The organism is Microbacterium aquilitoris (assembly GCF_031932285.1).
Taxonomy (GTDB): Bacteria; Actinomycetota; Actinomycetes; order Actinomycetales; family Microbacteriaceae; genus Microbacterium; species Microbacterium aquilitoris.
The window spans coordinates 1,293,142-1,314,485 of record NZ_JAUZVT010000001.1; the positions used below are offsets into that span (position 1 = coordinate 1,293,142).

General features: G+C 69.5%; 20 protein-coding genes and 1 tRNA gene. 13 read left to right on the top strand and 8 right to left on the bottom strand.

Annotated features, from left to right (window positions below):
• The first annotated feature begins 31 nt into the window (after positions 1–31).
• From Q9S78_RS06275 to ispD, 3 genes are all read left to right on the top strand, one after another.
• Positions 32–514: a CarD family transcriptional regulator gene (locus Q9S78_RS06275; protein ID WP_018187148.1), complete on the top strand. Its 483-nt coding sequence runs from the start codon at positions 32–34 to the stop codon at positions 512–514.
• A gap of 95 nt (positions 515–609) precedes the next feature.
• Complete coding sequence (locus Q9S78_RS06280) at positions 610–1,887, top strand: acyltransferase family protein (RefSeq protein WP_311859436.1); 1,278 nt, start codon at positions 610–612, stop codon at positions 1,885–1,887.
• Positions 1,884–3,074 carry a 2-C-methyl-D-erythritol 4-phosphate cytidylyltransferase gene (gene ispD / locus Q9S78_RS06285; protein WP_311859439.1) on the top strand — a complete coding sequence of 397 codons (1,191 nt, stop codon included), beginning with the start codon at positions 1,884–1,886 and terminating at the stop codon, positions 3,072–3,074. The genes Q9S78_RS06280 and ispD overlap by 4 nt, the downstream gene beginning before the upstream one ends.
• Positions 3,075–3,083: 9 nt before the next feature.
• Here ispD and Q9S78_RS06290 read toward each other — a convergent pair whose 3' ends face one another.
• Together Q9S78_RS06290 and Q9S78_RS06295 are read right to left on the bottom strand one after the other, a co-directional pair.
• A complete protein-coding gene (locus Q9S78_RS06290) occupies positions 3,084–3,557 on the bottom strand; it encodes a GNAT family N-acetyltransferase (RefSeq protein WP_311859440.1) in 474 nt (157 codons plus the stop codon).
• 1 nt (position 3,558) lies between these two features.
• Positions 3,559–4,485 (bottom strand): DMT family transporter, encoded by a 927-nt coding sequence (locus Q9S78_RS06295; RefSeq protein ID WP_311859442.1) that lies wholly within the window; start codon positions 4,483–4,485, stop codon positions 3,559–3,561.
• A 58-nt stretch (positions 4,486–4,543) separates the two neighbouring features.
• Here Q9S78_RS06295 and cysS point away from each other — a divergent pair, with 58 nt between their 5' ends.
• The 3 genes from cysS to Q9S78_RS06310 all read left to right on the top strand — a co-directional run bounded on the left by cysS (position 4,544) and on the right by Q9S78_RS06310 (position 7,663).
• Positions 4,544–5,950 carry a cysteine--tRNA ligase gene (cysS, locus tag Q9S78_RS06300; RefSeq protein WP_311859443.1) on the top strand — a complete coding sequence of 469 codons (1,407 nt, stop codon included), beginning with the start codon at positions 4,544–4,546 and terminating at the stop codon, positions 5,948–5,950.
• On the top strand, positions 5,943–6,929 hold the full coding sequence (gene rlmB, locus Q9S78_RS06305) for a 23S rRNA (guanosine(2251)-2'-O)-methyltransferase RlmB (RefSeq protein ID WP_018187154.1): 987 nt from the start codon (positions 5,943–5,945) through the stop codon (positions 6,927–6,929). The genes cysS and rlmB overlap by 8 nt, the downstream gene beginning before the upstream one ends.
• Positions 6,930–7,024: 95 nt before the next feature.
• Complete coding sequence (locus tag Q9S78_RS06310) at positions 7,025–7,663, top strand: NAD(P)-dependent oxidoreductase (RefSeq protein WP_311859444.1); 639 nt, start codon at positions 7,025–7,027, stop codon at positions 7,661–7,663.
• Positions 7,664–7,669: 6 nt separating this feature from the next.
• Here the strand turns inward: Q9S78_RS06310 and Q9S78_RS06315 are convergent, their stop codons facing one another.
• Both Q9S78_RS06315 and Q9S78_RS06320 read right to left on the bottom strand, forming a co-directional pair.
• A complete protein-coding gene (locus tag Q9S78_RS06315) occupies positions 7,670–8,977 on the bottom strand; it encodes a DUF4032 domain-containing protein (protein ID WP_018187156.1) in 1,308 nt (435 codons plus the stop codon).
• A 79-nt stretch (positions 8,978–9,056) separates the two neighbouring features.
• Complete coding sequence (locus Q9S78_RS06320) at positions 9,057–10,160, bottom strand: ABC transporter ATP-binding protein (RefSeq protein WP_018187157.1); 1,104 nt, start codon at positions 10,158–10,160, stop codon at positions 9,057–9,059.
• A gap of 230 nt (positions 10,161–10,390) precedes the next feature.
• Between Q9S78_RS06320 and Q9S78_RS06325 the strand changes: the two genes are divergently transcribed.
• Both Q9S78_RS06325 and Q9S78_RS06330 read left to right on the top strand, forming a co-directional pair.
• Positions 10,391–11,359 (top strand): DsbA family protein, encoded by a 969-nt coding sequence (locus tag Q9S78_RS06325; RefSeq protein ID WP_311859445.1) that lies wholly within the window; start codon positions 10,391–10,393, stop codon positions 11,357–11,359.
• Positions 11,360–11,388: 29 nt separating this feature from the next.
• Positions 11,389–11,464: transfer RNA gene (locus tag Q9S78_RS06330), tRNA-Thr, on the top strand.
• A 124-nt stretch (positions 11,465–11,588) separates the two neighbouring features.
• Here Q9S78_RS06330 and Q9S78_RS06335 read toward each other — a convergent pair.
• The 4 genes from Q9S78_RS06335 to Q9S78_RS06350 all read right to left on the bottom strand — a co-directional run bounded on the left by Q9S78_RS06335 (position 11,589) and on the right by Q9S78_RS06350 (position 17,204).
• Positions 11,589–12,875: a hemolysin family protein gene (locus Q9S78_RS06335; protein ID WP_116228383.1), complete on the bottom strand. Its 1,287-nt coding sequence runs from the start codon at positions 12,873–12,875 to the stop codon at positions 11,589–11,591.
• A 62-nt stretch (positions 12,876–12,937) separates the two neighbouring features.
• The gene (locus tag Q9S78_RS06340; protein ID WP_181900418.1) at positions 12,938–13,969 is read right to left on the bottom strand and encodes a TerC family protein; all 1,032 of its coding nucleotides are present in this window, start codon (positions 13,967–13,969) and stop codon (positions 12,938–12,940) included.
• Positions 13,970–14,162: 193 nt separating this feature from the next.
• On the bottom strand, positions 14,163–15,035 hold the full coding sequence (locus Q9S78_RS06345; protein ID WP_311859446.1) for a hypothetical protein: 873 nt from the start codon (positions 15,033–15,035) through the stop codon (positions 14,163–14,165).
• 69 nt (positions 15,036–15,104) lie between these two features.
• Complete coding sequence (locus Q9S78_RS06350) at positions 15,105–17,204, bottom strand: S9 family peptidase (protein WP_116228386.1); 2,100 nt, start codon at positions 17,202–17,204, stop codon at positions 15,105–15,107.
• A gap of 186 nt (positions 17,205–17,390) precedes the next feature.
• Between Q9S78_RS06350 and Q9S78_RS06355 the strand changes: the two genes are divergently transcribed.
• Genes Q9S78_RS06355 through Q9S78_RS06375 form a run of 5 tightly spaced genes read left to right on the top strand, consistent with a single transcriptional unit; the run spans position 17,391 to position 21,324 of the window.
• Positions 17,391–18,641: an inorganic phosphate transporter gene (locus Q9S78_RS06355; RefSeq protein ID WP_018187163.1), complete on the top strand. Its 1,251-nt coding sequence runs from the start codon at positions 17,391–17,393 to the stop codon at positions 18,639–18,641.
• Complete coding sequence (locus Q9S78_RS06360) at positions 18,638–18,973, top strand: hypothetical protein (protein ID WP_018187164.1); 336 nt, start codon at positions 18,638–18,640, stop codon at positions 18,971–18,973. Before Q9S78_RS06355 ends, Q9S78_RS06360 begins: the two co-directional genes overlap by 4 nt.
• 36 nt (positions 18,974–19,009) lie before the next feature.
• Positions 19,010–19,912, top strand: a complete 903-nt coding sequence (locus Q9S78_RS06365) for a phosphodiesterase (RefSeq protein ID WP_116228387.1) — start codon at positions 19,010–19,012, stop codon at positions 19,910–19,912.
• 45 nt (positions 19,913–19,957) lie between these two features.
• Positions 19,958–20,347, top strand: coding sequence for a MerR family transcriptional regulator (locus tag Q9S78_RS06370; RefSeq protein WP_116228388.1), 390 nt, complete (start codon positions 19,958–19,960; stop codon positions 20,345–20,347).
• The gene (locus tag Q9S78_RS06375) at positions 20,344–21,324 is read left to right on the top strand and encodes an aldo/keto reductase (protein WP_311869523.1); all 981 of its coding nucleotides are present in this window, start codon (positions 20,344–20,346) and stop codon (positions 21,322–21,324) included. The genes Q9S78_RS06370 and Q9S78_RS06375 overlap by 4 nt, the downstream gene beginning before the upstream one ends.
• The last annotated feature ends 20 nt before the right edge of the window (positions 21,325–21,344 follow it).

The window sequence follows — 21,344 nt, forward strand, 5'->3', positions numbered from 1 at the left end:
ATTCTGGAGGTTGCCGAAAGGACACAACTGCATGCTTTTTGAGGTTGGCGAAACCGTCGTCTATCCGCACCATGGCGCTGCGACCATCATCGAGGTCAAGGATCGCGTCATCAAGGGCGAGACGAAGAAATACCTGAAGCTCAACGTCACCCAGGGAGACCTCATCATCGAGGTCCCCGCGGACAACGTGGATCTCGTGGGCGTCCGTGACGTGATCGGGAAGGACGGGCTCGAGAAGGTCTTCGACGTCCTCCGCGCTCCGTTCACCGAGGAGCCGACCAACTGGTCGCGTCGCTACAAGGCGAACCTCGAGAAGCTCGCGTCGGGTGATGTCATCAAGGTGAGCGAGGTCGTACGCGACCTCTGGCGCCGTGATCAGGACCGCGGTCTCTCCGCGGGTGAGAAGCGGATGCTCGCGAAGGCGCGACAGATCCTCATCTCCGAGATCGCCCTGGCTCTGAAGGCCGACGAGGAGAAGGCATCCGCCGTCCTCGACGAGGTCCTCGCCTCCTGAGACGTCGACAGAACGGCCGGCCCACCAGCCGGCCGTTCTTCGTTGTCCGGGCACATTCCGGTGCGGAGTGAGCAGGGGACCGGCATGATGAGGCGGTGACCACCCGCGCCGCGCCCGCCGCCGTCGACCTCTCACGCCGCGATCTCACGCTCGATCTCGCGCGGGTCGTGTGCGTCCTGTTCGTCATCGTCGTCCACCTCGTGCAGGTGGGGATCGGCCCCGGACCGGACGGCGGCCTCGTGGCATCCCGTCCCGCCGAGGAACAGCCCTGGTTCAACGCCGCGACCTGGGTCGGGCAGATCATGCCGCTGTTCTTCGTCGTCGGGGGTTTCGCCGCCGCGACCGGATGGCGGTCGTGGACGACGAAGGGCGGGGATGCCGCGGGCTTCATCCGCACCCGCACGCTCCGACTCGCTCAGCCGGCCCTGCCGCTGTTCCTCTTCTTCGCGATCGTCCTCGGCGTCGCGACCGCTGCCGGTCTGCCGCCGCAGTTGGTGGCCGACGCCGCGATCGGCGCGGGATCGCCCCTCTGGTTCCTCGCGGCGTATCTGCTGTGCCAGGCCGCGGTCCCTTTCCTTGCCGCGTGCCACGCGCATCGTCCCGTCCTCACCCTCGCGGTCCTCGCCGCCGGGGTCGTCCTCGTCGATGCGGCCCGTTTCTCGATCGGCATCCCCGAGATCGGGCTCCTCAACCTGCTGTTCGTGTGGCCGCTCGTCCAGCAACTCGGGTTCTGGTACGCGGACGGATGGTTCGACCGGCGGCATCCGCTCGTCCTGGTCGGCATCGCGGCCGCGTGCTACGCGGCGCTCTGGCCGCTCACCGCGATCGGGCCGTACTCGGCGAGCATGCTCGGCAACCTGAACCCTCCCACCGTGCCGCTGGTCGTGTTGGGCGTCGCGCAGGCGTGCATCCTCCGGCTGCTGAAACCGCTCCTCACCCGCCTCATGTCGCTCCGGCCGATGCAGGGTGTCGTCTTCGTGCTGGGGTCGCGCCTCATGACGATCTACCTGTGGCACCTGCCCGTCATGCTCGCTCTGACCGGCCTCAGTCTGCTGATCCCGGGAGCGGCTCCGACTCCGGCCTCCGCGGAGTGGTGGTGGTCGCGACCGGTCCTGTTCGTCGCGGTGCTCGGAGTGCTCCTGGCGTTGTCGCTCGCGATCGCGAAGTGGGAGGCGCTCGGCACGCTCGGTCCCACCCCGCATCCGATCGTCGTCGGCCTCGCGTGGGTGTGCGCCTTCCTTCCGCCGTTCGCGGTCATGGAGTGGTTCCTCGATCTGCCGATCGCCGCGGTCGGCGCACTCCTCCTGGGCGTCGCCGTCCTGCTCCTGCGCCGCCGTCCGTCGCCCGATCGCTCGGTACGCTCGAAGGCATGAGCATCATCCCCGTTCCGCGTGTGGCCGTCATCGTCGTCGCGGCGGGATCGGGGACGCGTCTCGGAGCAGGGTCGCCGAAGGCCTTCGTCGGCATCGACGCGCACACGATCCTCCGTCACGCCCTGCGCGGCGTCTTCGACGCTCCCGAGGCGCAGGTGATCGTCGTCGCCCCGGACGACCGCGTCGGCGACGCCACAACGGAGGCCCTGGGCGCGGCCGGTGGGCGCCGTGATCTGGTGTCGGTGGTGGCAGGCGGGGCGACGCGTCAGGAATCGGTCGCGGCGGGCCTCGCCGCGGTCTGGGCGGATGTCGAGATCGTGCTGGTCCACGATGCGGCGCGGGCGCTCACCCCGCCGGACGTCTTCGCGCGCGTGATCGACGCCGTCGCGGAGGGTTCGGACGCGGTCATCCCGGTCCTCCCGGTCGTGGACACGCTCAAGCGCGTCGCGGACGATGTCGTCGTGGAGCCGGTCGACCGCTCCGTGCTCGCCGCGGCGCAGACGCCCCAAGGGTTCCGACGCGCGGTCCTCGACGGCGCGTATCGGGATGCCGCAGCCGACCACACCGACGACGCCGCCCTCCTGCAGTCCGCCGGTACGCAGGTGCGTACGGTGCCGGGAGACGAGCGGGCGTTCAAGATCACGACCACCGCCGACCTCGAACACGCCCGCGCGCTCGTCGAGCCGGTCCCTCGCGCCGCGTCGCCGGCCTCGCCCTCGATCCCGCGCGTCGGAATGGGGACGGACGTGCACGCGTTCGGCGGTGACGACACGCTCTGGCTGGCCGGTCTGGAGTGGCCGGGCGAGCCCGGGCTGAAGGGGCACTCCGACGGGGATGCCGTGGCCCACGCCATCGTGGACGCGGTTCTCGCCGCAGCCGGGCTCGGTGACATCGGCACGCATTTCGGTACGGCCCAGCCCGAGTACGCCGGGGCGCACGCGGCGGCGTTCCTCGCGCGGACGCGCGCCCTCGCAGCCGAGGCGGGGTGGGTGGTCGGCAACGTCAGTGTCCAGGTGCAGGCCAACCGTCCGCGCTTCGCCGCCCGCCGGGTCGAAGCCGAGCGAGTGCTCTCCGAAGCCCTCGGGGCACCGGTCTCGGTGTCGGCGACCACGACCGACGGGCTCGGTTTCACCGGCACCGGCGACGGTGTCGCGGCCTTCGCGGTGGCTGTCGTCTTCCCCGCCTGAGCGGACGGATCAGAGCGCCCGCGTCATGAACGTCGACGCCGGATCGGGCAGGTAGTCGCCGAACGCAGGGCACTCGATGAACCCCTCGCTGGCGTACAGCGTGCGCGCGGCCAGGAAACCGGCATCCGATCCCGTTTCGAGCCACACCCGGGTGAGCCCGCGCGCCCGAGCATCGGTGAGGATGTGGCGGAGGATCGCGCGACCCACACCGGTGCCGAGGTGGGCGGCGGCGACGCGCATCGACTTCAGTTCGCCGTCGGTGTCGCCGAGGAATGCGAGGGCACCGATCCCGGCGAGTTCTCCGCCGCGCCAGGCGGACCACACCGTGACGGACGGCTCCTGCAGCTGCGCGACACCGAGCGCGTGGACGCTCTCGGCGGGGCTGAGTTCGTGCATGCCCGCCAGGTGCTGCCGGACGAGTGCGACGGATGCCTCCCCGGTGAGGTCGTCCACGCGGATGTCAAGATCCTCGGGCGCGGCCACCTCAGGCCTCCACGGCGTACGGTCGAGGGTCGCGAGGGCGGCGGGACCCCCACGCGAGCGTCGCGAGTCCGACGGCGAGGACCGCGAGGCCTGCAACGGCGAGCGGCGACAGGGTCTCGCCGAGCGCGGTCACGCCCAGCACGGTCGCCGTGAGCGGTTCGGCGAGGGTCAGGGTGGCTGCGGTCGCCGCCGTCAGGCCCTGCAGCCCCCAGGTGAAGAGCGCGTAGGCGACGGCGATCGTCGCGAGGCCGAGCCACAGCGCCATCGCGATGCCGGGGGGCGTGAGGGCCCACGACAGATCCACGAACGGGATGACGGCCGCGCACACGAGCGCAGAGCCGACGCCCATGGCGCCGACGACGGTGAAGGCGTCCCAGCCGGCGTCGAGCAGACGACGCTGGGCGTTCGCGATCACCGCGAAGCACGCGCCCGCGCCGACGGCGGCGGCGAGGCCGAGCGCGTCGACACCGCCCGTGCCGCCTCCGCCTCCGACGCCGAGCAGGACCACCCCGACCGCGGCGAGGGCGGTCGCGGCCATCCACAGCGGCGACGGCACACGGCGCGAGAGAATCCATTCGAGGATGCCGGCCAGCACGGGCGCGGAGCCGAGCGCGATGACCGTGCTCACGGCGACACCGTTCGTCTGCGTCCCGAGGAAGAAGAGGGGCTGGTAGAGGCTGAGAGCCACTCCGGTGACGGCCATCAGAGTGAGCGGTCGCCAGGACGGGGCGGGCCGCGGCCCGTGTGTCGCCCGGCGGCGATGGGCGGCGGCGAGCCCGAAGGCCAGGACGGCCAGGGCCGTCCCGCCGACCACCGAGCGCGCGACGCCGACCGAGAGCGCGGACGCCCCGTCGGGGCCGAGTGCTCGGGCGGTTCCCGTCGTCCCGAACAGGAGGGCGGCGGCCAAGACGGCGAACACGTGCAGCACCCGTCCTTTCTATCGCCTCGGAGCGGGCTCGGATGCCACCCCCCGGTAGCATGGACCGGTGACGGTTCGGCTCTACGACTCCCAGGCTCAGGCGCTGCGCGACTTCGCGCCCGCCGACCCCGAGAACGTCACGATGTACGTCTGCGGGCCGACGGTGCAATCCGGCCCGCACATCGGCCACGTCCGCGCGGCGCTGAGCTTCGACATCCTCCGCCGGTGGCTCGCGCACCGGTTCGGCCGGGTCACCTTCGTGCGGAACGTGACCGACATCGATGACAAGGTCCTCGCGAACGCGAGCGATGCCGAGCCGTGGTGGGCACTGGCTTACCGGATGGAGCTCGAGTTCTCGCGCGCGTATGCCGCGGTCGGCATCCTGCCCCCGACGTACGAGCCGCGGGCGACGGCATCCATCCCGCAGATGCAGGAGCTCATCGAGCGGCTCATCCAGGCGGGACACGCGTACGCGGCAGCCGGCGATGTGTACTTCGACGTGCGCTCCTGGCCGCAGTACGGGGCCCTCACGCACCAGTCGGTCGACGCCATGGAGTCGGCCGCCGACGCCGATCCGCGCGGCAAGCGGGACCCGCGCGACTTCGCGCTCTGGAAGGGGACGAAGGCCGACGAGCCCGCGGATGCCGCATGGGACTCTCCCTGGGGCTCAGGACGACCGGGCTGGCACATCGAGTGCTCGGCGATGAGCCGCCGTTACCTCGGCCCGGAGTTCGACATCCACGGCGGTGGCCTGGACCTCCGCTTCCCGCACCACGAGAACGAGCTCGCACAGTCGACCGCGGCCGGTGACGCTTTCGCCCGTTACTGGGTGCACAACGGTCTCGTCACCGTCGGCGACCAGAAGATGTCGAAGTCGCTCGGCAACTTCCTCCTCGCCGACGACGTCCTCCGCGACACCGACCCGCTCGTGGTCCGTTATGCGCTCATCTCGGCGCACTACCGCTCGAACCTCGACATCACCGAGTCCACGTTCGTCGAAGCGGACGCCGCGCTCGGCCGCATCCGCTCGTTCCTGCAGCGCGCCATCCGCGCCGGTGACGGATCCGTCGGGTGGTTCGCGGGAGCGGACCTTCCGGCCGAATTCGCGGCCGCGTTGGACGACGACCTCGGCGCGCCGCAGGCTCTCGCGGTCCTCCATGAGACGGTGCGCCGCGGCAACGCAGCCCTCGACGCGGAGGATTCCGCCGCCGCGGACGACGCGCTCCGTCAGGTGACGGCGATGACCCGCCTCCTCGACATCGACCCCATGGATGCGAAGTGGTCGGGGGCAACGGCGCAGTCCATGGCCACCGCCCTGCACCGCCTCGTCACCACCATGATCCACCAGCGCGCGGACGCCCGCGCGACGAAAGACTGGGCGGCAGCCGACCGCATCCGCGACGCGATCGCGGCGGCCGGCGTCGTCCTCGAAGACGGTCCCTCGGGGACCCATTGGAGTCTGAACAATGGCTAAGCCTGGAAACCCCTCCGCGGGACGCGGCAAGAAGGGCCCCACGAAGGGGACCGGCGGCAAGAACAAGCGCTCGCTCGAGGGGCGCGGCCCGACCCCCAAGGCCGAGGACCGCGCCTGGCACCCCGCCGGCAAGCGCAAGGCCGCCAAGGAGCGCTTCGTCGCGGCGGGCGGCAAGCCGCAGATCCGCCAGACCACGGGCGGCCGCGCGCCCAAGGCGAAGTCCGGTGACGACACCGAGACAGTGACCGGGCGCAACAGCGTCCTCGAAGCCCTCCGCGCCAAGATCCCGGCGACCGCGTTCTACATCGCGCAGCGCGTCGAGATGGATGACCGCGTCAAGGAGATGCTCTCCATCGCGACGAACCGCGAGATCCCCGTTCTCGAGGTCACTCGACAGGAGCTCGACCGCATGGCCGGCTTCGACGGCGTCCACCAGGGCGTCGCGCTCAAGGTCCCGCCCTACGAGTACGCGCACCCGCAGGACCTGCTCGAGCAGGTCATCGAGCGCGGCCAGCTTCCGCTGTTCGTCGCCCTCGACGGCATCACCGACCCCCGCAACCTCGGCGCGATCATCCGCTCGACGGCCGCGTTCGGCGGACAGGCGATCATCCTGCCGCAGCGGCGTTCGGCGGGCGTCAACTCCGCCGCGTGGAAGACCAGCGCCGGTGCTGCCGCCCGCATCCCGGTGTCGATCGCCCCGAACCTGACGACGACGCTCAAGGAGTTCAAGAAGCAGGGCGTCTTCATCCTCGGTCTCGATGGCGGCGGCGACGTGTCGCTCCCCGCGCTCGAGCTGGCCGACCGTCCGGTCGTCATCGTCGTCGGCTCCGAGGGCAAGGGCCTCTCGCGCCTGGTCACCGAGACGTGCGACCAGATCGTGTCGATCCCCATCAACGCGGCGACCGAATCGCTGAACGCCGGGATCGCGGCATCCGTCGCGCTCTACCAGGTGTCCACCCTCCGGGCAGCGAGCGAGTGACGCATCTCCGCCGCCGCTGGGCGGACGGATAGCGCGACCACAGAGAGACGGGTAAGACTGGCAATCGACTGTCCAACCGCAGGAGAGGAACCATCATGACCCGTATCGCCGTCATCGGAGGCACCGGCTACGCCGGCAGCAACATCGTCGCCGAGGGTGTCCGTCGAGGGCACACCGTCGTCTCCGTCGCGCGCAAGGTCCCCGCCGATCGGATCGAGGGGGCGACCTACATCGAGGGCACGATGCTCGACGCCCCGGCCCTCGCGGCGGAACTCGACGGAGTCGACGTCGTCGTCTTCGCCACCTCGCCCCGTGGTGACATGGTCGGCAAGATGCGCGAGGCCGTCGACGGCGTCATCGCGGCTCTGCCGCTGTCCGTGCGCGTCGGTGTCATCGGCGGAGCCGGCGGCAGCCTCGTCGCCCCGGGCGGGCCGCGCGTCATCGACAGCGGCTTCCCCGACGAGATCAAGCCCGAGGCCATGGAAGCCATCGGCATCCTCGAGGACCTCCAGGCCGACACGAGCGGCCGCGACTGGTTCTACATCCACCCGGCCGGCGGCTTCGGCGCCTGGGCACCGGGGGAGCGCACCGGCTCGTACCGCACCGGCGGCGACGTCATCGTCACCGACGACAAGGGAGAGTCCTTCATCTCCGGCGCCGACGTCGCCGTCGCCGTCCTCGACGAGATCGAGTCGCCCGCGCACGTACGGGAGCGGTTCACCGTCGGGTACTGACGCCGGTCAGACGAGATCGCGCCAGTCGACCTCGTCCTCGTCGTCGTCGCTGACGGGCACGTCGGACGTGATGACCGGGAGCGCCGTCGTCTCGGTCGGCGGGCCCATCACGGTCGCCTCGTCCCGGCGGTGCCGCAGCACGCCGTCGATGTAGGAGGACAGGACCTCCGCGATCGGGATCGAGCGCCCACGCGCCTGCGACATGTACCACCGGTGCTCGAGCACCTGATGGAACACCTCGGCAGGCTCGAGCTTGCTGCGCAGCTCCCAGGGAATCGCCTTGACGACGGGCTCGAAGACGCGGGTGAGCCATTCGTGGGCGACCATCTCCTCGTCGCTGCCGAGACGTGAGACGCGCGCCGCGAACTCGTCGAGGTCGTTCAGCAGCCGCCGGGCCTGGTTCTCTTCGACATCGAGTCCGGTGAGTCGCAGCAGCCGACGCTGGTGGTGGCCGGCATCCACGACCTTCGGCTGGATGAGGACCTTCGTGCCGTCGGCGGTCTCGTCGATCGACATCTCGCCGATGTCGAAGCCGAGGCCGTTCAGGCGCTGCACGCGTTCGGTGATGCGCCAGGTCTCGTTCGCCGCGAACGTCTCGGTCTCGGTCAGGGCACTCCACAGCGACCGGTAGGACGACATGATGCCGTCGGCGATCGCGACGGCATCGACGCCGCCCTCGAGTCGGCCGCCGGCCTCGAGGTCCATGATCTCGCCGGCGATGTTCGTGCGCGCGACGTCGAGGTCGTGCTCGCGCTGACCGCGAGTCAGCCCGCCCTCGTGCAGCTCACCCGTCTCGGCGTCGACGAGGTACGCCGCGAAAGCCCCGGCATCCCGTCGGAACAACGTGTTCGACAGCGACACGTCGCCCCAGAAGAAGCCGACGTTGTGAAGACGGACGAGGAGCGCTGCGAGCGCGTCGACGAGACGCGTCGCGGTGTCGGGGCGCAGCGTCTGGGTGAAGAGGGCTCGGTAGGGGAGGGAGAAGCGCAGGTGCGCTGTCACGAGGGCAGCCGGGAGCGGCTCGCCCTTGGAGGTCCGCCGACCGTCGATCACGGCGACGCGACTCACGCAGGGGACATCGAGACGCCCGAGCGACCCGAGCATCTCGTACTCGCGGCGAGCCATCTCGGCGGTGGTCTCCTTCACCGCGACGACGCGGCCCGACAGGCTCGCGAAGCGCACGAGGTGACGGGAGAGTCCCTTGGGGAGTGAGACGATCGCGTCGCTCGGCCACTCGCCGAGGGGCGTCGACCATGGCAGGGCGAGAAGCCCGGCGTCGACGCTGCTGGCGGTGATGCTCAGGGAATGGACCACGCGGGAACCTCCGACTCACGCACCGCGGCGCGGGAGGTCCGGAGACCCACCCGCGCCGCGGTCCTGCTGATGATGACGATCAGGCCGAGACGACCGGCTTGTCGTTGAGGCGTTCGCCCGACTCGATGTCGAACGCGTGCACGTGGCCCGGCTTGGCGGCCAGGGTGACCGTCTCGCCCGCGTTCGGGTGGTTGCGGCCGTCGACGCGAGCGACGATGTCGGTGCGCTTGCCGTTGATGTCGACGTGGCCGTAGAGGTAGCCGTCGGCGCCGAGCTCCTCGACGAGGTCGACCTGGACCGCGAGGCCCTTGCCGTCGGCGGGACCGACCTCGATGTCCTCGGGGCGCACACCGACCGTGACCTGGCTGCCGTTGGCGCGGCCGACCGTGTCGCGGTCGAGGGGAACGACCTCGGAACCGAAGCGGATGCCGCCCTCGGCGAGGTCCGCCGGGAACAGGTTCATGGCGGGCGAGCCGATGAAGCCGGCGACGAACACGTTGTTCGGCTTCTCGTACAGGTCACGCGGGGTGCCGACCTGCTGCAGGAGGCCGTCCTTCAGGACCGCGATGCGGTCACCCATCGTGAGGGCCTCGGTCTGGTCGTGGGTGACGTAGACCGTGGTGACGCCGAGGCGACGCTGGAGCGACGCGATCTGCGTACGGGTCTGGACGCGGAGCTTCGCGTCGAGGTTCGACAGCGGCTCGTCCATGAGGAACACCTGGGGCTGACGCACGATCGCGCGGCCCATGGCGACACGCTGACGCTGACCACCCGAGAGTGCCTTCGGCTTGCGGGTCAGGTACTCCTCGAGGTCGAGAAGCTTGGCGGCCTCGAGGACACGCGATGCACGCTCCTCCTTGCCGACACCGGCGATCTTGAGCGCGAAGCCCATGTTCTCGGCGACGGTCATGTGCGGGTAGAGCGCGTAGTTCTGGAACACCATCGCGATGTCGCGGTCCTTCGGCGGGACGTCGGTGACGTCGCGGTCGCCGATCCGGATCGAGCCGGAGTTGACCTCTTCGAGGCCCGCGAGCATGCGGAGCGAGGTGGACTTACCGCAACCGGAAGGGCCGACCAGAACGAGGAACTCGCCATCGGCGACCTCGAGGTTGAGCTTGTCGACCGCCGGGCGGGTGCCACCGGGGTACAGACGGGTTGCGTTGTCGAATGTGACGGACGCCATCGTTTCTTCTCCTTCACCGGCAGGTACGTGCCGGACGATCCGTAGTGAAGCGAGCGGGGGGACTCCCCGCACACCCATCATCGGGTGCGTGTTCAGTATGCCACGGTCGCGGCCAGGGGAGGGATGCGGTCTCGTCAGCCTTTTTCCAGCGCGTCTGACTAACATCGGAGCGTGCGCCACCCCCGGGCGCCGGGCCCGTTGGCCGCACCACAGAACTTTCCCGAGGTTTCATGTCCACCGATTCCGGCGACACTCCGTCATCCGCGACCGATCGTCGCGAAGCCGTGCGCGAGAAGGCGAAGCGCGTTCACGTCCGACAGTCGCGCGCACGCCTGGCTCGCCGCATCTCGCTCGGCGTCCTCGCCACGGGTGCTGTCGCCGCCGTCGCCGCCGTGGTCGTGTGGTCGGTCACGTCGACGATGGGCGGGCGCGACCTGACGCCCGAGACGGCCAGCTCCGACGGGTTCGCCGTGAGCGACGTCACCGGCGTGGCATCCGAGCAGGGTGCCATCGACGACAGCGCCGTCGAAGCCACGCCGGGTTCGGACAAGGCGGCCACGCCGGCACCGACGGCATCCGCTACGGCGCCCGTCGACATCCGCGTCTACGTCGACTACCTCTCGCCGGGCGCCCGTGAATGGCAGCTCGCGAACGTCGATCAGCTGACGACGTGGGTCGACGAGGGAGCCGCGACGCTGAGCTACCACCCCGTCTCGATGCTGACGGCCAAGTCGAACGGCACGAAGTACTCGTTGCGTGCCGCTGCGGCCGCCGCCTGCGTCGCGACCCACGACGAGAGCGTGTTCTTCGCTTACAACACCGAGCTGCTCACGCGGCAGCCCGCCATGGACACCGACGGCTTCTCGGACGTCGAGCTCGCCGATCTCGCGCAGGCCGTGGGCGCGGGCGACCCCGACACCCTCCGCTCGTGCATCGAGGACGGCGACTACGTCCAGTGGGCGAAGGACGCCACCGAGCGCGCCATCGCCGGGATCCCCGACACCGACGGACTGCAGCTCACCGGGACCCCGATGATCCTCGTCAACGGCCAGCCGTACATGGGCGCGTTGAAGGATGCCGCGGAGTTCTCGCAGTTCGTGCTGACGAGCGCCAGCGACGCGTTCTACACGGACCAGACCCCGACCCCGACGCCCACCGCTCCGGCGACCCCCGCCGCACCCGCCACGCCCGAAGGCTGACCCCGCGGCCCGGTTAGACTGGGCCCTCTGCCGGCTTGGCGCAATTGGTAGCGCACCGTACTTGTAATACGGGGGTTGCAGGTTCAAGTCCTGTAGCCGGCACCACGACACGTAATGCGAGAGAGCCCCCGCTCCTGTTCAGGATGCGGGGGCTCTCTTCGTCCGACGGCTCAGTTGATCTGCGCGTCCGGGACAGGCTCACCTCGTCGCGGGTGGCACAGCCGCTCGGTCAGTCCGGGTCGGGGTCGGCGCCTTCGCGCGTCGTGACCCGGACCTCGGCGATCCGTCGACGATCGAGCGCCGTGACCTCGATGGTCGCGCCGTCGACCTCGATCGCGTCGCCGACGACGGCGAGGCGGCCGAGCCGCTCCATGACGAACCCGGCGACCGTGTCGGACGCTCCGCGGGGAAGCACGATGCCCGTCGCCTCCGAGAAGTCCTGCAGGTTCAGACGTCCGTCGATGATCTCGCGATCCGCGTCGGGCGCGACCGCGGTGTCGTATTCGTCGAAGATCTCGCCCACGACCTCCTCCACGAGGTCCTCGAGGGTGACGATTCCGTCCGTCCCGCCGTACTCGTCGACCACTACCGCGATCTGGTGCCCTTCGGCGCGCATCTTGGTGAGTGTCGGCAGGACGCGCGCCGTCGACGGGAAGTAGGGGATCGGTCGCACGATGCCCGACAAGGGGGCATCCCGACCCTCGGCGACCGCCTCGAAGAGGTCACGGACGTGCACGAACCCGACGATGTCGTCGATCGAGGTGTCCGCGACGGGGTAGCGCGAGAACGGCAGCTCCCGGGCGTGCGCGACCGCCTCGCCGATGGTCGCGGTGTCGTCGAGCGCGGTGACCTCGGGGCGGGGGCGCATGACCTCGCTGAGCTGACGGCCCCGCAGCGACAGGACGTCCTCGAGGATGCGGCGCTCGTCGTCGGGCAGCCCTTCGTGACTGGCGACGATGTCTCGGACTTCCTCGTCGGTCATCTCCTCACCCGTCTTGTGCGGGTCGCCGCCCAGCAGGCGGACGAGCGCGTTCGTCGAGACGGAGAGCAGCCAGATCACCGGCCGCATGACCTTCGCGAACCCGTCGAGGACGGGCGCGACGGCGTAGGCGAACTGGGCGTTCCGTTGGATCGCGAGCCGCTTCGGCACGAGTTCGCCGAGCACGAGCGAGAGGTAGGCGATCAGCAGCGTGAGGAGGAGCGTCGCCAGCGTCAGGGCGAGTCCCGGATCGGCCCCCAGCGACTCGATGAGGGGGGCGACCGATGGGGCGATCGAGGTGGCGCCGTACGCGGCGGACGCGAAGCCCGCCACGGTCACACCGATCTGGACGGCGGAGAGGAAGGTGTTCGGGTTGCGGGCCAGGCCCGCCACCTTCGCTCCTCGCTTGCCCCGTGCGGCGATCGCGTTGATCTGGCTCTCGCGGAGCGTCACGAGCGCCATCTCGGTGGCTGCGAAGACGCCCCCCACTAGGACGAACACCACGACGAGGGCGATGTTCAGGGCGAGGTCGTTCATCGGGTCTCCTCGATGTCTGCGGCCTCAGTGAGGGGCGTCCGCGTATGGTCGCTGTCCATCGGTCAGCTGTGCTCCTTCTTCTGCTCCGGGGTCGACGTGGGCGTTCCGTTCGCGAGGGCCTTCGCGTCGTCGCGACGCGTCTTGGCGAGGCTCGCGACGGTCGCCACGACGATCGTGGCCGCGATGAACAGCAGCGAGAGCCAGATCGGGATCTCGGGTACCCACAGCAGCGGCTCGCCGCCGTTGATGAAGGGAAGCTCGTTGACGTGCAGAGCGTGGAAGAGCAGCTTGACGCCGATGAAGGCGAGGATGACCGCCAGGCCCTGAGCCAGGTACACGAGACGCTCCAGTAGACCGCCGATGAGGAAGTAGAGCTGACGCAGACCCATGAGGGCGAAGGCGTTGGCGGTGAAGACGATGTACGCCTCGTTCGTGAGTCCGTAGATGGCGGGGATCGAGTCGACCGCGAAGATCAGGTCGACGAATCCGATGGCGACGATGACGAGCAGCATCGGGGTGACGAAGCGCTTGCCGCCCTTCTTCACGGTGAGCTTGTCGCCGTTGTACTCGTCGCTGACGGGCAGGATGCGGCGGACGAACTGCATGAACTTGCCGTTGGCCGGGTCGGAGTCGCCGTGGGCGAACGCCTGACGGTAGGCCAGGAACAGCAGCAACGCCCCGAAGATGTAGAAGATCCACGAGAAGTTCTCGATCAGGGCGGCGCCCACCGCGATGAATCCACCGCGCATGATCAGGGCGATCACGATGCCGATCATCAGCACTTTCTGCTGATAGATCTTCGGCACGGCGAACCCGGCCATCACGATGAGGAAGACGAAGAGGTTGTCGATCGACAGCGCCTTCTCCGTCAGGTACCCGGCGAAGTACTCGCCGGAGTACACCCATCCCCAGCCGGGCACGAAACCGATGACGACGCCGAACAACAGGGCGAGCCCGATGTAGAAGGCCGACCAGCGGGCGGACTCACCGACCGACGGCTCGTGCGGCTTGCGCACGTGCGCGAAGAATTCATAGACGAAGAATGCGATCGTGACAGCGATCGTGATGCCCCAGACAAGGGGGGTGATTTCCACAGGAGTCTCCTCGATGGCGTGAACGAATGACGCCAGAGTCTTCTCCATCCCGAACTTTCGAGACCGGTGGTCCGGGATGCGCCTTCACATCCGTAATGACGAACCGACCGTAGCGGAGTACTCCCCCTGGGGATTCCGATTTTATGGGATGCCGGACGCGGAAACTGACAATTGCCTCGACGCGGTCCTCGTGCTAGCGGCCGGCGGGCTCTTTGAGGTCGTCGCTGGCGTAGGGCGCCGGAGCGGGGGCGTGCGCGTAGGGGATGAACCAGCTCGCGAAATCCAGGGGAGGCGTGGCGGCCGCGGCATCCCGCTTCGTGGTCTCGTCCTGGTCGGCGAAGAGCGATTCCACGTCGAGGTCCTGGAAGAGGACCGTGTCGAGGTGCTCGCGCCAGCCCGAGGGCAGCTCGCCGCCGAGGCGGTCGGCGTTGCGCTGCGCCTCGTCGAGCACGAGCTTGAGCGCGAGTTCGTGGGCGACGGTCGGCGGGTAGACGGGCGAGGCGCTCAACCGGGACGTCACCTCGATCGTCGCGGCGAGGAACTTCTGAGCGAACATCCGGTCGTAGTGGGTCGCGTACTGGGGTGGCAGCTGCGAGATCACGTGGGTCTCGCGCCACGCGGAGCGGTCGTCCGCGGCATCCGCCAACTGCATCACGTCGTCGAACAGGCAGTCCACCACCATGACGGACGCGTTCCAGACGAGACCCTTGATGATCGTACGCTGACGCAGCTCGGACGCCGAGGCGTCGCCGGTCGCACCACCGAAGAGCTCGTTCAGGGCCCAGTCGATGCCCTCCAGTCGCGCGCCGGCCTGCGCGACCTTCGCCGTGTCGGAGGACCCGGCCGGCACGCTGCCCGACGTCCCCTGCCACTGCGAGTCGACGATCGCGACGCTCGACGATTCGATCCGGACGAGGTCTTCGGCTCCCGGTGCGACGGAGACCCCGATCATCGACAGCAATGCGTCCTCGGCTGTCAGGGCCGACGCCGACATCCGGGATGCGTCGTCCGGGCCGTTCACCAGGTCGTCGGGATGAGCGCAGACGAGGTCGAGATCGATTCTCACCGACGCACGGTATTGAGGATCAATGGGCATGGCGGCATCGTACCCAGCGGGCCGCCGGAATCGCGACGATCAGTCGTTCTCCGCGAGTCCCATCACGTCCAGGAGCCAGGCGAGCTCGAAGGCGCGCTCGCGCCACGAGTTGTACCGACCGCTCACTCCGCCGTGTCCGGCGACCATCTCGCACTTGAGGAGCGCGTCCGCACCGACCTCGCGCAGACGGGCCACCCACTTCGCCGGTTCGACGTACAGAACACGGGTGTCGTTGAGGGATGTCACCGCGAGGATGCGGGGATAGCGGACCCCTTCCTGCACGTTCTCGTACGGCGTATACGACTTCATGTAGGCGTACACGTCCGCGTTGTGCAGCGGGTCGCCCCACTCGTCCCACTCGATGACGGTGAGGGGGAGGGACGGGTCGAGGATCGTCGTGAGGGCGTCGACGAAGGGCACCCCGGCAAGGATGCCCGCGAAGAGGTCCGGGGCCAGGTTCGCGACGGCGCCCATGAGGAGTCCACCGGCGGAGCCGCCCTCGGCGACCAGCCGGTCGGGCGACGTGTAGCCCTCTGCGACGAGATGGCGCCCGACGGCGACGAAGTCGGTGAAGGTGTTTCGCTTGTGGAGGAGCTTGCCCTCCTCGTACCACTGCCGGCCCATCTCCCCGCCGCCGCGGACGTGGGCGATCGCGAAGATCACGCCGCGGTCGAGCATCGACAGGCGCGCCACCGAGAAGCCGGGCTCGATGGAGTGCTCGTACGACCCGTAGCCGTACAGGTGGAGCGGTCGGGGTGAGCCGCCGGGCTCTCCGAACGAGCGCTTCCAGACGAGGGACACGGGGATGCGGGTGCCGTCGTCGGCGACGGCCCACACGCGTTCCTGGCCGTAATCCGCCGGGTCGTAGCCGCCCAGCACGGGCTGGCTCTTGCGCAGCAGCAGCTCGCCCGTGGCGACCTCGAGGTCGTAGACGGTGCCGGGGGTGGTGAACGAGGCGTAGCCCAGTCGGATGACCGGCGGTGCCCACTCCGACGACCCGCTCGCGCCGACCGCGTACAGCGGCTCGTCGAAGCCGATCTCACGCACCTCGTCGGTGGCGTAATCCAGGATGCCGACCCGCGCCAGGCCATCACGCCGGTACTCGACGACCGCCCAGTCCCGGTAGGCCGAGGCGTCGAGCAGGCGCCGGCCCGGCAGGTGGGGCAGGACGACGTGACGGTCGCCGGTGGGGTCGGATGCCGCGACGCGGACGAGTTCGAAGTCGAGCGCGCCGTCGTTGTGGAGGATGTAGAGGACGTCCTCGCCGTCGACGACCGCGTGGGTAAGCGAGTATTCGACGCCCTCGCGCCGCGGCCACACCGAGCGCGGCTCGGAGGTGAGGTCGTCGGCGGGAACCAGGAACTCCTCGGACGTGATCGACGAGCCGACCCCGATCACCAGGTAGCGGTCGCTTCGCGTGAAGCCCGCTCCGACCCAGTAGCGCTCATCGGGCTCGGTGAAGATCGCCTGATCGGATGCGGCATCCGTCCCCACTTCGTGCAGCCAGACCGTGTCGGGACGCCACGCGTCGTCGACCGTCGTGTAGACGACGTGACGACCCTCGGGGGAGAACACGGCGCCGGAGGAGGTGTTCTCCACGACGTCGGGGAGGTCGTCGCCGGTCGCGAGGTCGCGGATGCGGAGGGTGTAGCGCTCGTCGCCCGCGACGTCGACGCCGTAGAGCAGGCGCGTGCCGTCGTTGGAGACGTCGAGGCTGCCGAGGGAGAAGAAGTCGTGCCCGTCCGCTTCGACGTTGCCGTCGAGGAGGACCTGCTCGCCGGGGACCTCGGTCTCGGGGGAGAGGACCGGCGGGGTCCAGTCGTCCGGGTCGCTGATCGGCGCTCGGCAGTTGATCCCGTACTGCTTGCCCTCGACCGTCCGGCCGTAGTACCACCAGTGGCCGCGCCGCGAGGGGACCGAGAGATCCGTCTCGAGGGTGCGTCCCTTGATCTCGTCGAAGAGGCGACCCCGGAGTTCCTCGAGGTGAGCGGTTCGTTCGTCGGTGTAGGCGTTCTCGGCCTCGAGGTGGCCGATGACGTCCTCGTCGTCCTTCGCGCGCAGCCATTCGTAGGGATCTGAGACGGCGTCGCCGTGGTGGGTCCGGGTGAGGGGGCGGCGGTCGGCGACGGGCGGCGTCACGGCTTCGGAAGTCACCCGACCACGCTAACCGACCCTCGCGGGCGCGCGCGGGTTATGCCGTGGCGGAACCTGTGCGAGGATTTTCCAGGCCCGACTGAACTGCTGATGACGTCTGGGTGAACTTTTCGTTCGCAACGCCGATCGCCGCGGCACCCCGTTCCCCCGATTCCCGACGGAAAGCGAACTGTGGAAACCGCAGCACTCATCGTCGTCCTGGTCATCGCACTGGCACTGTTCTTCGACTTCACCAACGGCTTCCACGACACCGCGAACGCGATGGCCACGCCCATCGCGACGGGTGCCCTGAAGCCCAAGGTCGCCGTCCTCCTCGCGGCTTGTCTGAACCTCGTGGGCGCCTTCCTGTCCACCGAGGTCGCCAAGACGATCTCGGGCGGCATGATCCGCGAAGATCAGCTCTCGCAGTCGATCTTCCCGGCCATCATCTTCGCCGGCCTCATCGGCGCCATCACCTGGAACATGCTGACGTGGCTCCTGGGTCTCCCCTCCAGCTCGTCGCACGCTCTGTTCGGCGGCCTCATCGGAGCGACGATCGTCGGCGCCTCGATCAGTGCGATCGACACGGGGGTCGTGCTCTCGAAGGTCGTCCTGCCGGCTCTCATCGCACCCCTCACCGCGGGGATCATCGCGTTCGTGGCGACCAAGATCGCCTACGTCGTGACCCGCCGCTACGACAACAAGCCCGACGGACGCGACGGCTTCCGCTGGGGGCAGATCTTCACGTCCTCGCTGGTCGCGCTGGCCCACGGCACGAACGACGCGCAGAAGACGATGGGTGTCATCACCCTCGCCCTCATCACGGTCGGCTGGCAGACCCAGTCGGACCCGCAGCTCTGGGTCATCTTCGCCTGCGCGCTCACGATCGCCCTCGGCACCTACATGGGCGGCTGGCGCATCATCCGCACGCTCGGCAAGGGCCTCACCGACGTGAAGCCGGCGCAGGGCTTCTCGGCGGAGGCATCCACCGCCTCGACGATCCTCGCCTCGAGCGCCCTGGGCTTCGCACTGTCCACGACCCAGGTCGCCTCGGGCTCCGTCATCGGCTCGGGTCTCGGACGCCGCGGCGCGATCGTCCGCTGGGGGACGGTCGGGCGCATCACCGTGGGCTGGGTGCTGACCCTCCCCGCGGCCGGCATCGTCGGGGCGCTCGCCGCGTTCCTCATCGTCGGGTTCGAGAACCTGTTCGGCCAGGGCGTCGGCGAACTCATCGGCGTCATCATCGGCGCGGTCATCGCCGTCGCGATCGTCCTCGCGATCTTCCTGCGCTCGCGGCGCAACGAGATCACCGCGGCGAACGCGATGAGCGAGGTCGCCGACTCCGGTGCCGCCGTGGACCTCACCGAGGAACCGCCGCCCACCCGCCGCCAGCAGCGCGTCGCCCAGGCGGCCGCCGCATCCGATGAGGAGAACGCCCGATGAACCTCACCATCGACTGGCTCGCCTTCGTCCAGGTCTTCGTCGCCGCGCTCCTCGCGGCGTCGGTCGTCGTGTCGTTCTACGCCGTCGGGCTGCGCCTGCTCGTGCGCGCCGGACGGGTTCCGGTGGTCATCCCGGCGACCTTCACGGACGCGCTGACGGTGATGACGCCGAAGGAGCAGAAGCGCGCCGCGAAGGCCGCGAAGAAGGCGGCCAAGAAGAACCCGCTCAGCGTCGCGCAGAAGCGTGTCGCCCTGATCGGCGCCTACGCGTCCTTCGCCGTGTGCGGCCTCGTCGTGCTGGGCGGCCTCCTGCTCATCCTCTTCAACCACTGATCGCGCGCCGTCCGCGGCGGTCAATAGGCTGACGGCATGCAGTCCGTCTCCTTCGGCCGGCACGCGCCCGCCCTCCGCTCGATCGTCCATCTGAGCGACACGCACCTGTTGGCCGGCGACCGTCGGCTCGGCGGCGCGTACGACTCGACCGGAGGAGCGGCGGCCGCCCTCGCGGCGATCGAGCGCACCGGCATCCGCCCCGATGCCCTCGTCGTGACGGGTGACCTCACGGACCTCGGCGAGCCCGACGCGTATCGACGGCTGCGCGAGCTCGTGGAGCCCGTGGCGGAACGGCTCGGCACGCCCGTCGTCTGGGTCGCAGGCAACCACGACGAACGGCCGGCAATGCGAGAGGGACTCTTCGACGAACCCGGATCGCTCGAGCCGATCACCGCCGTGCACGACCTCGACGGGCTGCGGCTCATCGTCTTGGACTCGACGGTGCCCGGATGGCACCACGGCGAGATCGATGCGGCGCAGCGCGAGTGGCTCCGCGGCGTCCTCGCCGAGCCCGCCCCGCTCGGCACGCTCCTCGCGCTGCATCACCCGCCGCTGCCGAGCCATATCCCGTTCTTCGACATCCTCGAGCTCCGCGACCAGGACGCCTTCGCCGAGATCATCGGGGGAACCGACGTGCGCGGCATCCTCGCCGGCCACCTCCACTACTCGACGAACGGCACCTTCGCCGGCATCCCCGTCAGCGTGGCATCGGCGACCTGCTACACGATGAATCTGCAGCGTCCCGCGACGGAGGTCAACGGAATGGATGCCGCGCAGTCCTTCCACCTCGTCCACGTGTACGACGACACGATCACCCACACGGTCGTGCCCGTCGTCGATGCCCCGACCGGCGACTACTTCTCCGCCGAGTGGGTCGAGAAGATGGCCGCTCTGAGCCCCCAGGAGCGGCTCGAGGCGTTCTCGCGCAAACCTTCCTGAGCGCCCGCTTGACTTCGAGCGCGCTCGAAGTTCTACCGTGAAGGCATGACCCTCCTCTCCGGCTCCGCCGGCGCATCGATCGCCGAGGCCGCGGAAGCCACCGGCGTGAGCGCACACACCCTGCGCTATTACGAACGCGCCGGGTTGATGCTCCAGCCCGTCGACCGGGCCTCGTCATCCCACCGGCGCTACTCCGACGCGGATCTCGCCTGGATCCGCTTCCTGGCACGGCTGCGGTGGACCGGGATGCCGATCGCCACCATGCGCCGCTACACCGAGCTCGTGCGTGATGGGGAATCGACCGTCGCCGAGCGGCGACGACTGCTGGTGGAGCATCGCGAGGTCGTTCGCCGCCAGCTCGACGAGGTGACCCTGAGCCTCGCCGCCATCGACCACAAGATCGACATCTACGACAAGGAGATCAGCCCCTCATGAAGACCACCACTCTCGGAGCCCACGGACCGCAGGTCGGCCGCATCGGCCTCGGCCTCATGGGCATCAGCGCGTTCTACACCGGTGCCGGCCAAGATGACGCCGGGGGCGAGCGGACCATCCTCGGCGCCCTCGACCGCGGTGTGACCCTGCTCGACACCGCGGAGATGTACGGGCCTCACACGAACGAGGAGCTCCTCGGGAAGACGCTCGCCGAGTCGGGCCGCCGGGATGAAGTCGTGCTCGCCACGAAGTTCGGGATCGTGCGTCATTCGGACGGCCGCTCCGGAGTCGACGGCAGCGTCGAGAACGTCCGGCGCTCGGTCGAGGGATCGCTGCAGCGTCTGCAGACCGACCGCATCGACCTGTACTACCAGCACCGCATGGACCCGGCCGTCCCCGTCGAGGAGACCGCGGGCGCGCTCGCCGAGCTGGTGCAGGAGGGCAAGATCCGCGGGTACGGGCTGTCGGAGGCATCCGTCGCCACGATCCGTCGCGCGCACGCGGTCCACCCCGTGACAGCGGTGCAGACCGAGTACTCCCTGTGGACCCGCGATCCCGAGGCCGAGCTGCTGCCGGCACTGCGCGAACTCGGCATCGGCTTCGTCCCGTACTCGCCGCTCGGACGCGGCTTCCTCACCGGCGCCATCCGGTCGGCCGATCAGCTCGACGACGACGACTTCCGTCGCAGCAACCCGCGGTTCGAGGACGAGGCGCTCGCCGCCAACCTGCGCATCGTCGACGTGATCGAGGGCGTCGCCGCCGAGGTCGAGGCGACACCCGCACAGGTCGCCCTCGCGTGGCTGCTCGCCCAGGGGGAGGACATCGTCCCCATCCCCGGTACGCGCAAGCTCGAGCGGCTCGAGGAGAACATCGCCGCCGCCGATCTGACGCTGAGCGATGACCAGCTCCGTCGTCTCGGCGACGTCGCGCCCGCGGTCGGGGATCGTTATGCCGACATGTCCAGCGTGAACCGCTGAGGTCCAGGGGTGCGGGGATA

Excerpts from the sequence above, each read along its gene's own strand:
- Q9S78_RS06320 (WP_018187157.1), bottom strand. The coding sequence starts at position 10,160 with ATGGCGTCCGTCACATTCGACAACGCAACCCGTCTGTACCCCGGTGGC.
- rlmB (WP_018187154.1), top strand. The coding sequence starts at position 5,943 with ATGGCTAAGCCTGGAAACCCCTCCGCGGGACGCGGCAAGAAGGGCCCC.
- Q9S78_RS06325 (WP_311859445.1), top strand. The coding sequence starts at position 10,391 with ATGTCCACCGATTCCGGCGACACTCCGTCATCCGCGACCGATCGTCGC.
- ispD (WP_311859439.1), top strand. The coding sequence starts at position 1,884 with ATGAGCATCATCCCCGTTCCGCGTGTGGCCGTCATCGTCGTCGCGGCG.
- Q9S78_RS06375 (WP_311869523.1), top strand. The coding sequence starts at position 20,344 with ATGAAGACCACCACTCTCGGAGCCCACGGACCGCAGGTCGGCCGCATC.
- Q9S78_RS06275 (WP_018187148.1), top strand. The coding sequence starts at position 32 with ATGCTTTTTGAGGTTGGCGAAACCGTCGTCTATCCGCACCATGGCGCT.
- Q9S78_RS06370 (WP_116228388.1), top strand. The coding sequence starts at position 19,958 with ATGACCCTCCTCTCCGGCTCCGCCGGCGCATCGATCGCCGAGGCCGCG.
- Q9S78_RS06335 (WP_116228383.1), bottom strand. The coding sequence starts at position 12,875 with ATGAACGACCTCGCCCTGAACATCGCCCTCGTCGTGGTGTTCGTCCTA.
- Q9S78_RS06310 (WP_311859444.1), top strand. The coding sequence starts at position 7,025 with ATGACCCGTATCGCCGTCATCGGAGGCACCGGCTACGCCGGCAGCAAC.
- Q9S78_RS06365 (WP_116228387.1), top strand. The coding sequence starts at position 19,010 with ATGCAGTCCGTCTCCTTCGGCCGGCACGCGCCCGCCCTCCGCTCGATC.
- Q9S78_RS06360 (WP_018187164.1), top strand. The coding sequence starts at position 18,638 with ATGAACCTCACCATCGACTGGCTCGCCTTCGTCCAGGTCTTCGTCGCC.